The sequence below is a fragment of the Roseofilum acuticapitatum BLCC-M154 genome, assembly GCF_030068475.1.
GTDB classification, from domain to species: domain Bacteria; phylum Cyanobacteriota; class Cyanobacteriia; order Cyanobacteriales; family Desertifilaceae; genus Roseofilum; species Roseofilum acuticapitatum.
The window spans coordinates 1-12,083 of sequence record NZ_JAQOSP010000027.1 but is presented as its reverse complement, the minus strand read 5'-3'; the positions used below and the strand labels follow the sequence as shown (position 1 = coordinate 12,083).

Here is a 12,083-nt window from a genome sequence, read left to right as displayed (position 1 = left end):
CTTAACTATGTCGGGTGTAGGTCAAACCATGTCGGGTGCTGGTTTAACTACATCGGGAGTGGGTTTAACTACATCAGGAGTAGGCTTAACTATGTCCGGTGTAGGTCAAACCATGTCGGGTGCTGGTTTAACTACATCGGGAGTGGGTTTAACTACATCAGGAGTAGGCTTAACTATGTCCGGTGTAGGTCAAACCATGTCGGGTGCTGGTTTAACTATGTCGGGTGTAGGTCAAACCATGTCGGGTGCTGGCTTAACTATGTCCGGTGTAGGTCAAACCATGTCGGGTGTAGGACAAACCATGTCGGGTGTTGGTATGGAAATGCCTACAATGTCTGGCGTACATATGTCTGGGGTAGGGTTCTCTGCACCTCCTATTCAACCGCGCAAGTTCTGGTTAGTTGCTGATGCGGAATTGATTGTGTATGGTGCAACTGAACCGGATGCTACGGTCACGATTGGGGGTAAACCGATTAAACTGAATCCAGATGGAACATTCCGTTTCCAGATGTCTTTCCAAGATGGTTTAATTGATTATCCGATTATGGCGGTTGCGGCTGATGGAGTACAAACCCGTTCGGTACATATGCAGTTTACTCGCCAAACCCCTTCTCGCGATACGAATACGAAAGAAGAGGCGGTTTTAGAATGGGTTGAATCCTAAAAAATCTTGCTCTCTTGAGTTAAGAAATGAAGCTCCGATTTTGGTAATACCCGGTTTAGGTTTTAAACCGGGTTTTTTTGATGTTTCTTATGTGCAAAGTCTTAAATCTATGGGAGCAGTGCTATACAATGGGGTCTATTCTTCCCTCCGATCCAAAATATGTATCAAAAACTCAATCCTACCTCCCCCCTCTCCCTGGTGTAAGGGATTTAGGGAGAGGGCAAGGGTCAACAAACTTTTCTAAAACTGTTTTTACTTTTTAAAAAGTGTGTCATACTGGAGGGGTCGCGGGGAGGGAAAGGGTGATGTTGACGGCGTTTGAGTATGTGTTACCGGTGGTGCGGGGGATTCAAGCAGGGTGTGAGTATTATACGTCGATGTGTCCTTTGCGGTTTTTACCGAAGTTGTTTCCGGTGGGGATGGGGAAGAGTGACCCGGTGTTGAGGGTTGGCCGATCGCCGTCTCGATCGCGAATCAAGGCTTTGTCTCGTTATATTTTAGACCATCCCCAGAGTTATGTTTTACCGGGGCTGATGGTGGCTATTGATGGGGATACGCGGTTTGAACCGGTGAGTGAGGAGGGGGAAGATTGGAAGATGGGGCGCTTGTATGTGCCCATGGATGCCACGTTTACGATTAATGATGGGTGGCATCGTAGAATGGCGCTGGAATGGGCACTACAGGAGCGTCCAGAGCTGGGATATGAGACGATCGCGGTGTGTTTCTTTTTGGCGATGGGATTGGAGCGATCGCAGCAGATGTTTTACGATCTCAATCGCTATGGGATGCGCGTCGATCCGGGTTTGGGGTGGTTGTATAACCATCGAGAGCGGGGCGAGGGTTGGGTGTTTCATGTGATTAAGGAGGTTGAGGGCTTACGGAAATTAACGGAGATGGAGCGCAGCCGTTTAGGGGCGAAGTCGGGTAAGTTGTTTACGTTGTCTGGGGTGTATCCGGCGATCGCCCAGATGTTGGAGCAGGGGGTGACGGTAGCAGAGGCGGTATTATTTTGGCGGGGGGTGTGGGAAGTAATGGGGGTTTGGCGATCGGTATTGACGGGGGAGTTGATGGCGTGGGACGCTAGGGAGAGATATGTCTGTTGTCAGGCGATCGCCTTTTGGGGGTTGGCTGACGTGGGGGTTGCGGTGTTATCTCTGTATCCGGAGTCTTGGGAGAATTGCTTACAGGGTTTAGCACGGGTGGATTGGTCAGTGGCTAACCCAGTTTGGCAAGATTCGATTATGATTAAGGGACGCTTTCCCGTTTCTGCTGCGACTAGGGTTTGGATGCAGGAGTATTTGATGGGGTTTTTGGAAACATGAGTCAGGTTAGGAGGTTAACCTAACTCATGACATGGAATCAGAATGAAAATTTAGAGCAGTTTAGAACAGTGGAGTATGATCAAGCCACCCTAGTTGTTGTCGTACATGATCAACAGCTAGTTTTACACCATTTCTTCCAGGTAAAATTCTATAAGGTTGACTTGGGTTTTTAGGGTTTTGCTGTAATCTAACAAGATTATCCTGCCACAAGTTACTACTGATTGACCAATCTAATTGAGCAAGTTGCCCAACTCTTTGAGAATCAAAAATGTTTGTATTTGTATCATAGGTATGATACAGTAAGCGTCCTAGGACTTCTAGTCCAGCACTTTTACTTAAAATACAGTATTCCTGAAACTTTTGAACATCTTCGATAGTTAGATCTCTGATGTTCATATTAAAAATATACTGTGTATTGCTACAGTTTGAGAAAAATTCATTGCAGCACTTGATTAAAGTATCGCATGAAGACTCAACATTATAGTCCTTTAATTCTTTACTTGCATCATCTGCAAAAGCACAACTAACAAATTTAGCAATATAGTTGGTTGTGTAAATCAGTTTTTGTTTTGTGGCTGGTGTTTTTTTGATTTTTTCTGTTTTATCTTTAAACATTGGAACTGACTCAATCAAGTTTTTAGTGATTCCAATTACACCTTCATATTCACCAAATGATAACAGCAAAGCTTTGTCTAGTTGCCTGGTTTTTGCCATATCACGAAAATCTATTTGACACTGTTTCAAATCACCTTCTAGAACTAAAGTAATGGGAAAGTAATCATTACAAACTAATTCGTAGTCTGAACTAAAATACAACTCATGAATTGCACGAATCCTATGTTGTCCATCAGTAATATCCAACTTGACACTTTTAGGTATAACTGCGATTCCCACTCCTCGCCCTAACTTAATAATTTGAATTTGCGAAGGATCAACATTAGCTGTTATTGTACCTAAAATCCAAGGCTTATTGTTTTTCACTCTGTCTTGAATATATTCTTTTATTTCTTTGACATGCCCTTGAATTTCTGGCCTGTTTTTACCAGAATCTGGATCATTTTTGGTAGAAGGTTTTGCTTGTAATAGTGTCGTCAAATGATCGGCAGGAACATTAATCTGCAACATTTCCCTATTACCTTGATGCAAGACCAAGGCAGGATAACATCTGTGTTCATGGTGTTCAGCAAAGTAGGGGCCGAGAACTTGATCGAGATTTAAAAGCTCTTCAGTGGGATGATCGCTATCTGTAGACATGGTTAAGGGTATAATGAACGATTGTATTAAGTCATATTTTAATATACTAACAATAAAAAGTAATATAAACAACCCTAGAACTACGAATATTCCATCATGACAGCAATCAATCCCTTAATCTTGCCACAGCGTACCGTCGATGAGTTTATCATTACCATTGAGAAACTCATCGAAGAAATTCAGGATCTTTACTGTCTCGATGAAATCCCTTGGGTGATAGGATACAGTGGTGGTAAGGATTCAACCGTAATTGTACAGCTTATCTGGAATGCCTTATCCAGACTACCGATAGAGCGCAGAACGAAAACGGTTCATGTGATTACCACAGATACCCTAGTTGAAAATCCGATTGTTGCTGCTTGGGTAAAAGAATCGATAAAAAATATCAGAAAGTCTGCAAAAGAGCAACAAATGCCAATTGAGCCTCACTTACTTTATCCAAATTTCAAAGATAGTTTTTGGGTTTGTTTGCTGGGCAAAGGATATCCTGCACCTCGGAATGGCTTTCGATGGTGTACAGAGAGGATGAAAATTCAGCCCGTTAACTCATTTATCCGAGATGTAATTAGAACGTATGGTGAAACAATTATTGTTTTAGGAGTTCGTAAAGCCGAAAGTTTTGTACGTGCAGCACGGATAGAAAAGTACGAAGCTAAAAGACTGCGAGATCGGTTAAGCCCTAATCCTTGCTTACCCAATTCTCTTGTATATAGTCCCATTGAAGATTGGCGAACGGATGAAGTTTGGATGTACCTCATGCAATGGGAAAATCCTTGGGGAAACAACAACAAAGATCTCTTTTCCATGTATCGGGGAGCAACTGCTGATAACGAATGTCCCCTAGTCGTCGATACCTCAACCCCCAGTTGTGGAAGCTCTCGCTTTGGGTGCTGGGTTTGTACCATGGTAAATAAGGATAAATCCATGGAAGCCATGATCCAAAATGACGAAGAAAAAGAATGGTTACAACCCCTTTTAGATCTTCGCAATGCACTCGATCCAAAAAGCGATCGCGATAAGCGAGATTTTCGGCGCATCTATGGAAAAGTAGAACTTTTTGAGCGCAAAGTTGAAACCGATGAGAAACAACCCGCTCATGAAAAAGATCCGCCCACAACGCTTCAACCTATTCCCGGCCCTTATAAAAAAGAATGGCGGGAATATCTGCTCAGACGACTGCTCGAAGCACAGGTACAAGTTCGGCAAACTGCACCGCCAGAAATGGGAGAAATAACCTTGATAACCCCCGAAGAACTGAGCGAAATTCGCCGCATTTGGCTAGAAGAAAAACATGAATTCGAGGATAGCTTACCGCGAATTTATCAAGAAGTCACCGGAGAAGCATTTATCGATCGCCGTCCAGAAGGCGATCGCACCCTCCTCGGTTTAGACGAGTGGAGCGTTCTCGAAGAAGTCACCGATAAAGACTCCATGGAATTCGAGCTACTCGCCAGACTCCTCAACACCGAACGCCAATATCAAAACAAAGGCAGTCGTCACGGCATTTATGACGCTCTGAGCAAATGCTTTGATATCAGTTCCCGCGAACAAGACAAAGCCATTACAGATGCTCATTTTCAACGAGCCATAAAAACCGCCACTTTGGAAGGAAACGCGGAAAAAGTGGAAGACTTCATCAAACACCCCGAAAAAGCCGACCCCAACCATCCCGACAACCAACCCAAACCCGAACCCCCACCGCCAACCGAACAACTCAGTTTAGGTTGGGGAGACATCAAATTTGGCTCGTCTGCTGAACCCCAATAATTCAACATTCAGGAACCCGAAACTGGGAAACAGAAACCCGGTTTCTTGAAGAAACCGGGTTTCTAACCGGGCCATTGTTAATTGTTAATTGTTAATTGTTCATTGTTAATTGAATGATCTTCCTCGAACTCGTATTAGAAAACTTCGGCCCCTACAAAGGTAGACAAGTCCTCAACCTCTGCCCCAATGATGGTAAACCCATCCTCCTCTTAGGGGGAATGAATGGGGGAGGAAAAACCACCCTCATGGATGCCATTCGCTTAGTCCTTTATGGCCATCGCGCCGAATGTTCCACGCGGGGAAATCTCAGTTATGCCAACTTCCTGAAACAATGCGTTAACCGCCATACCCCCAACGGAGAAAAAACCCGGTTAGAACTGTTAGTTGATATCATCTCTGGGGATAGCAGAAAAATCGCCAGAACCGACACCCTAAAACCCGAAGATCCAGAATCCCAATTCCATACTCAACTGCGAATTATCCGCTCTTGGACAACAGCAGACAGCAAAGATACCCTAGGCATTCTTAACGGTGAATTTCCCGAAAATGCCCTCAGAGATACTTGGGATGATTATATTGAAAACCTGTTACCTTTGGGCATTTCTAACCTGTTTTTATTCGATGGGGAACAGGTGAAAGAATTGGCCGATCTCGATGCTCCTCCTCCCTTAGTCGTGCAAGCGATTCAATCCTTATTAGGCTTAGAATTAGCCGATCGCCTGGACACCGACCTAGACATCCTCTCCCGTCGTCAGCAAAAGAAGATCGCCGATAAGCAGGAATTGGGCAATTTAGAGGACATTGACCACAAACTCAAGGGGTATGACCGGGAGAAGGAGCGCATTACCCAGGAGATCGGGAATACAGAAGGTCACTTGAAACGGGCCCAAAAAGCCGCTAAACAGGCCGAAAATGAGTTTGTTTCCGAGGGGGGAAAAATCGCCGCCGAACGCCATCAGCTTGACTTGGAGAAAAAGAACCAAGAGGCGAAAATTAAACAGACTCGCGACGCACTGGTGAATTTAGCCGCCACCTCCCTCCCCCTGAGCCTAATTGAAGATCTGATCAACCCGGCGATCGCCCAAGGGAAAGCGGAACAGGAGTCCCTGAAAGCGCAAATTTCCCGCGATCGCATTCAGGAGCGCGATCGCCGTTTACTTAACCATCTGGAAACCCTCAATCTTTCCGACTCCCAAACCACCGAAATTCAAGCCTTTTTACAGCAAGACTACCACCATTTAGACCAGGAAATCTTACCCCCAGAAAAAACCTGGCTGCAAGCCACCCCAGAAGAACTAGAAACCCTAGAAAAACTGATCGCCTACGACGTTCCCACCCAACGACAAAAAGCCCAAGCTGAATCCGAAGCCCTGGAAAAATTAGAGCAGCAACTGATGGATATCGAGCGCAAACTCACCGTCGCTGCTTCTCCTGAAATCTATCAAAAATTAATGGAAGCCAAAGAACAAGCCAACGACAAAAAGACCAAACTCGAAATCGATTTAGAATACAAACATCGGCAACTGCGAGACATTGAGCGCAGCATCGACGACGCGAAAAAAGAACTCAAAGACTACAGCGAGAAATTTCTGGCTAGGGAAAGTGAGACTCATATGGTCAATTCCATCGCCAGAGTTAAAACAATACTCGCCCAATACCGAGAAAAACTCACCCTCAAGAAACTCAACAAGCTCGAAAACCACGTCACCGAATGCTTCCGCTACCTGCTGCACAAATCCGACCTCGTTCACCGCGTCGTTATCAGTACCGAAGATTACAGTTTGGCTCTGTATAATTGCGAAGGTCAACCCCTGCCCAAACACCGCCTATCTGCCGGAGAAAAACAACTTTTGGCGATCGCCTTTCTCTGGGGTTTAGCCAGAGTCTCCGGCCGCCAACTCCCTGTCGCTATTGATACCCCCCTCGGTCGCCTCGACTCCTCCCACCGGCAAAACCTAATCGAGCGCTACTTCCCCAGCGCCTCCCACCAAGTCATGCTCCTCTCTACGGATACGGAAATCGCCCAAACTGAACTTAAAAACTTACGAGAGCAAGAAGCCATTACCCGCGAATATCTGCTCAAATACGACCCCACCACCGGCCAAACCAAAATCCAAGAAGGCTATTTTTGGTAATACAGCTAGTCTAAATGAATTGTGCAATGGGAAATGCCCTCTCCCTATATCCCTCTCCCACGGGATTCTTGACTTTCCCCCTTCTCCTGTGGGAGAAGGGGGTAGGGGGATGAGGGGCAATCGTTACATACAGCGCTTTGCGCTGTAGTGGGGGAATGGGGGAATGGGGGGAGCAAACAATAGACTTGGTAGAAGCTCTGAGCTGTTCTAGATATCGTTAAAAACCATCATTAATGCACCTCATAGCAGAGGAAACTGCTGTAAAGATTTAGTCAGAGGGTAAACTCATCTGCCTCACGGGAATCTGAATTATAAACGTCGTTCCCTCACCCACCCTAGACTCACAGCGCAACTGCCCGCGATGTTTTTCGACAATAATCCCATAACTAATAGACAACCCTAAACCCGTGCCGCTACCCACCGCTTTAGTCGTAAAGAAGGCATCAAAAATCTTAGACTGAATCGCTTCCGGAATTCCCGGCCCATTATCACGAATAGCAATAGAAACCCAATGGGGTTGTTTAATCTCAGTAGTAATCGTAATCTGGCTAGGACATTGGATAATCTCCTCCCAAGTGCGCTTTTTATTCTGTTCCTCAAAAATATCAATCGCATTCACCAAAAGATTCATGAATACCTGATTAAGCTGTCCTGGATAACATTCAATCAGGGGTAATTGTCCATAGTTACGAATCACTTCAATTCCCGGATTATTAGGAGTTTGATTCAGTCGATTCCCCAAAATCATCAAGGTACTTTCCAGACCATCATGGATATCGACAACCTTAAAATCCGATTCATCTAAACGGGAAAACATGCGTAAAGATAGTACAATTTGCCGGATTCGATTGGTTCCTACCTGCATCGAATTTAAGAGCTTGGGCAAATCATCTTGAATAAACCAAAACTCTAATTCATCCTCTAATTCGGCGATCTTCTGGCTCGATTGTTGGTATTCTTGTTGGTAAGCATTAAGTATTTTTAATACGTCCTCTACATAATTCATGGCATGGGTAAGATTGCCATGGATAAAATTCACGGGATTATTAATCTCATGGGCAATTCCAGCCACCAATTGACCCAAACTAGACATTTTTTCCGTTTGTACCAATTGGGTTTGGGTGCGTTTGAGCTGCTGTAAAGTGGTGGATAATTCTGCCGTTCTTTCCGCTACTCGTTGCTCTAGCTGATGAGTTAACTCTTGTAGAGCGGATTGGGTGCGTTCCCGTTCTTTAATTTCCAATTGTAGCTGTAAATTTTGCTTGTCTAATTCATCTTCCGCTAATTCTTGGCTTTCTTCAGTGAGGACAAACCACCAAGCCCCCATTGCACATAAAACTAATAGTAAGGAATAGATCTCTAAAAACAGAGTTCTAATTAACTGGATATCTTCTAGGAGAAACTGGGCAGATTTCCAGACTCCAAAAAAGAAGACTAAGCCCAAAACGCTTCCACTGGTTCCGGCTAAGAGGAAAAAGCCTCCTAAAAATCGGATCGCCCGTGTGAGAAATTGGGGAGAAAAGTGTTCTTGAAGGGTGAATAACCAGCCTGGGGAAGGTAAGGATAATGGATTCTCTGGAGTCTGCTTACAGGAATCATGACAATGGGCTTCTAGGGTACAACAGAGGGAACAAATATGACCCTGATAAACAGGACAATAGGCACTATCAGCCGGTTCATAGTGTTGTTCGCAAATAGAGCATTGAATGAGGGAGGGGCTGAGGTTGACGAGATCCCGCAGTTCATTTTTACGGGCGATATAATATTTTCCCTGGGTTATCCAAGCCAAAAGGGGCGATAAAACCAGAGCAATCCCCAAGGCTAAAAAGGAGGAATAGGCTTGCAGATAGGGGCCCAAGAGTCCGAGAAAGGCGATAATGGCAATCAGGGAGGCGATCGCCATAGAACCAAAGCCGACGGGATTGACATTGTAAAGATAGGCCCGCTTAAATTCGATATAGGAAGGGCTGAGTTTGAGGGGTTTATTAATGACTAAATCGGCGACTAACGCCCCGATCCAGGCGATCGCCACATTGGAGTATAGCCCCAAAACCGCCTCCAGAGTCTCAAATACGCCCAACTCCATGAGCAATAGGGCGATCGTCACATTAAACACTAACCATACCACCCGCCCTGGATGGGAATGGGTAAGACGGGAGAAAAAATTAGACCAAGCCAACGATCCCCCATAGGCATTGGTGACATTAATTTTTACCTGAGAAATAATCACAAACAGAGTAGCTACCGCTAACACCACCGCCGGATCTTCAAACATATCCGCAAACCCACCCAGATACATTTGAATCGGTTGTTTCGCCTCACTTTCCGCCAATCCATGGGCGATCGCCAACGATGCTAAAAAAGACCCCCCTAACTGTTTTGCGATCCCTAAAATCACCCAACCGGGGCCAGCAAGGATAACCGCTAACCACCATTTCCAAGCATTTTTCGAGGTCTTTTCCGGCAAAAATCGCAAATAATCTACCTGTTCCCCCAACTGAGCAATCAGAGAAAAAGATACAGTTGCTGCCGATCCAAACAACAGGGGATTTAACCCCGATCCACTCGCCGAATGACCGACAAAACTCACCCAATTTTGAAAGGATTGCGGCTCTTTATACAGCACAAAAATATAGGGCGAAATCATTAAAAATAACCAGATCGGCTGCGTCCACAGTTGCAACTGATTAATTAACGTGACCCCATAAAAAACCAAGGGAATAATCACCACCGAACAGACCAAATAACCCCAAGCTAAAGGCAGATTAAAATATAACTCCAAGGCCTGGGCCATAATGGCCGCTTCTAAGGCAAAGAAAATAAATGTAAACGAAGCATAAACCAAAGATGTAATCGTTGAACCGATATAGCCAAACCCTGCGCCCCTGGTCAACAAATCCATATCAATACTGTATTTGGCGGCATAATAGGTAATCGGCACACCTGCCAGAAAAATAATCAAGCCCGAAAATAAAATGGCCCAAAACGCATTAGCAAATCCATAACTGATTAATAAAGAAGCCCCGATCGCCTCCAATGCCAGAAATGAGATCCCCCCCAAAGCTGTATTTGCCACCAAAAATTCCGACCATTTACGGAATGATTGGGGAGCATAGCGGAGCGAATAATCTTCTAAGGTTTCATTGGCTACCCAAGTATTATAATCTCGTCGTTCCTTAACAATGCCTTTCACTAGATTCTTCATCAACAGCGTCATATAACTTGTGCCTCAATTACCAACATTAGAGGGTAACCCTTATTATTCGATGCTATAGTTTGGTACAATTTTCCGATGATGATAGAGTATTCTACCCACTCATCTCAGGGTTTTAGATCAGAATAGATGCCTCAATGATGAAAAATATCTTAAATCTAATCGGATTTCAGTTGCAGTGTCTCACGCTACTATAGCACTACGTCCCGTTCTTGATCGGTTTGAGTGGGTTTCAGTTGCTCTAGACGATCTTCTTAATCACAGTATTTCCCTAGGGGCGGAGAATTTTTCACCCCTACTTTATGGGCCATCAGTATACATTTTGATCCCCTTAAATCCCGCTTAAAAGGGACTTTTTGAGGTCACTCTGGGTGCAGAGGGTGTTGCTAACGAGTTGGTTACCGAGGGGACTGAGGTGGATATGATCTCGATAAAGACTCTCTGGGTTCTCATGGGCATTAAAAATCGGTAAAAAGTCAATATAGGGGATTTGAAACTCTTTGGTGAGCGCTAACAGTCGCTCTCTAGCTTTGAGTTCATAGTCTCTGGGGCCCGGTTCTCCGACTTCGCGCTTTAGGGGAGTCATGGCTAAGAGAACTTGAGCTTGGTGGTCTTGACTGTAGCTCTGAATATCCTGAATCGCTTGTAAATTAAAGCCTACCCGATCGCCTTTTTCGGCTCGAACTGCTGCCATTTCTGGGGGAGACTCATAGGGCAAAACGAAGCGGGTAAAGGCTTCCACGAGACCCAGGGGAGGATATTGACTGGGATAAAAGCGATCGCGCCCTACAGGAATCGAAGTCGGCGCAGTGCCAAATAGATCGTCCGTATTAATCAACAGAATAATCAGCTCTGCCCCAAATGTACCATATTTGCGTAAGTAGGCAATTTCATTGCGCGGACACCAGGAATTAGCCGAAATATTTAGCACTTCTACGGGTTTTCCGCCCTCTTCCCGGAGTTGATTACCGATCGCAGTTGAGAGAATCTGCTCCTGATCTGTCCACCATCCCCCATTAGCAATGGAGTCTCCGAGCAATAAGATTCGTTGGGTTCCCGCTTCTGGTTTTTCGGTAATCTCAGCACTCCGCATCGAATATCGATTAATAGTAATCCGATTTCCAAACCGGCGCGTCGTTTGGGAGGGAGCGAGTAAATAACCAATCTCTGGATCGGCTTGGTAAATTAAGGGTTTCCCCAAACCGAAGAAGCCACGCAGAGCAAGTTCAAAGAAAGTAAAAAGACTTAGGGCGATCGCCCCAATCAGTAATAGAATTTTAATCTGGCCCATGAATTCGGAGTATCTGCCTGATTTGACCCTTCCTATCCTACTCGATCGCCCAATTGGGTGATGGAAGCTCAAACCAGGAACCGTTACCCTAGGGCCGGGTCTCAATTATCAAGTTTTGTATTTGTTCTCATGGAGGCTAATCGCCATGTCTGACTTAAATCGCGGCATCATGAAATTCAAAGGAGCAGATAGCCCGGCGGCGATCGCCCTCTCGTCTATCGTTGTTTTAGGGGGTATTGCCGTCCTAATTTGGTGGGGTCTACAATCCGCCTACGCCTTGGGCTAATGATATGCAGTCCGATTGTTCATGTCCGCGAAGCGGAAATACCATGATTAAAAATTTAGGGAGCGAGACGCTCCCACTCCAGTAATATCAAGGGATTAGAGGAGTGCGGGCATCTTGCCCGCTTCTTCACCCTTTATCCGGACTTGATAT

General features: G+C 45.1%; 7 protein-coding genes and 1 pseudogene. 5 read left to right on the top strand and 3 right to left on the bottom strand.

Going from position 1 to position 12,083, the window contains the following annotated elements:
* Both PMG71_RS04120 and PMG71_RS04115 read left to right on the top strand, forming a co-directional pair.
* Positions 1-664: pseudogene (locus PMG71_RS04120) on the top strand (DUF4912 domain-containing protein); the annotation flags it as partial.
* A 305-nt stretch (positions 665-969) separates the two neighbouring features.
* Positions 970-1,986: a DNA sulfur modification protein DndB gene (locus PMG71_RS04115; RefSeq protein ID WP_283752375.1), complete on the top strand. Its 1,017-nt coding sequence runs from the start codon at positions 970-972 to the stop codon at positions 1,984-1,986.
* A gap of 60 nt (positions 1,987-2,046) precedes the next feature.
* Here the strand turns inward: PMG71_RS04115 and PMG71_RS04110 are convergent, their stop codons facing one another.
* A complete protein-coding gene (locus PMG71_RS04110) occupies positions 2,047-3,240 on the bottom strand; it encodes a DNA sulfur modification protein DndB (protein ID WP_283752374.1) in 1,194 nt (397 codons plus the stop codon).
* Between the two features lie 96 nt (positions 3,241-3,336).
* Here PMG71_RS04110 and dndC point away from each other — a divergent pair, with 96 nt between their 5' ends.
* The gene (gene dndC, locus PMG71_RS04105; RefSeq protein WP_283752373.1) at positions 3,337-5,007 is read left to right on the top strand and encodes a DNA phosphorothioation system sulfurtransferase DndC; all 1,671 of its coding nucleotides are present in this window, start codon (positions 3,337-3,339) and stop codon (positions 5,005-5,007) included.
* Positions 5,008-5,120: 113 nt separating this feature from the next.
* On the top strand, positions 5,121-7,142 hold the full coding sequence (gene dndD, locus PMG71_RS04100) for a DNA sulfur modification protein DndD (RefSeq protein WP_283752372.1): 2,022 nt from the start codon (positions 5,121-5,123) through the stop codon (positions 7,140-7,142).
* A 268-nt stretch (positions 7,143-7,410) separates the two neighbouring features.
* Here dndD and PMG71_RS04095 read toward each other — a convergent pair whose 3' ends face one another.
* The gene (locus PMG71_RS04095) at positions 7,411-10,359 is read right to left on the bottom strand and encodes an ATP-binding protein (RefSeq protein WP_283752371.1); all 2,949 of its coding nucleotides are present in this window, start codon (positions 10,357-10,359) and stop codon (positions 7,411-7,413) included.
* Between the two features lie 328 nt (positions 10,360-10,687).
* Positions 10,688-11,647 carry an SGNH/GDSL hydrolase family protein gene (locus PMG71_RS04090; protein WP_283752370.1) on the bottom strand — a complete coding sequence of 320 codons (960 nt, stop codon included), beginning with the start codon at positions 11,645-11,647 and terminating at the stop codon, positions 10,688-10,690.
* Positions 11,648-11,792: 145 nt separating this feature from the next.
* Between PMG71_RS04090 and PMG71_RS04085 the strand changes: the two genes are divergently transcribed.
* On the top strand, positions 11,793-11,933 hold the full coding sequence (locus tag PMG71_RS04085; protein WP_283752369.1) for a hypothetical protein: 141 nt from the start codon (positions 11,793-11,795) through the stop codon (positions 11,931-11,933).
* The last annotated feature ends 150 nt before the right edge of the window (positions 11,934-12,083 follow it).

What these genes read in the sequence shown, in the direction of transcription:
- PMG71_RS04110 (WP_283752374.1), bottom strand. Translation starts at nt 3,240, where the DNA reads ATGTCTACAGATAGCGATCATCCCACTGAAGAGCTTTTAAATCTCGAT.
- dndD (WP_283752372.1), top strand. Translation starts at nt 5,121, where the DNA reads ATGATCTTCCTCGAACTCGTATTAGAAAACTTCGGCCCCTACAAAGGT.
- PMG71_RS04090 (WP_283752370.1), bottom strand. Translation starts at nt 11,647, where the DNA reads ATGGGCCAGATTAAAATTCTATTACTGATTGGGGCGATCGCCCTAAGT.
- PMG71_RS04095 (WP_283752371.1), bottom strand. Translation starts at nt 10,359, where the DNA reads ATGACGCTGTTGATGAAGAATCTAGTGAAAGGCATTGTTAAGGAACGA.
- PMG71_RS04115 (WP_283752375.1), top strand. Translation starts at nt 970, where the DNA reads ATGTTGACGGCGTTTGAGTATGTGTTACCGGTGGTGCGGGGGATTCAA.
- PMG71_RS04085 (WP_283752369.1), top strand. Translation starts at nt 11,793, where the DNA reads ATGTCTGACTTAAATCGCGGCATCATGAAATTCAAAGGAGCAGATAGC.
- dndC (WP_283752373.1), top strand. Translation starts at nt 3,337, where the DNA reads ATGACAGCAATCAATCCCTTAATCTTGCCACAGCGTACCGTCGATGAG.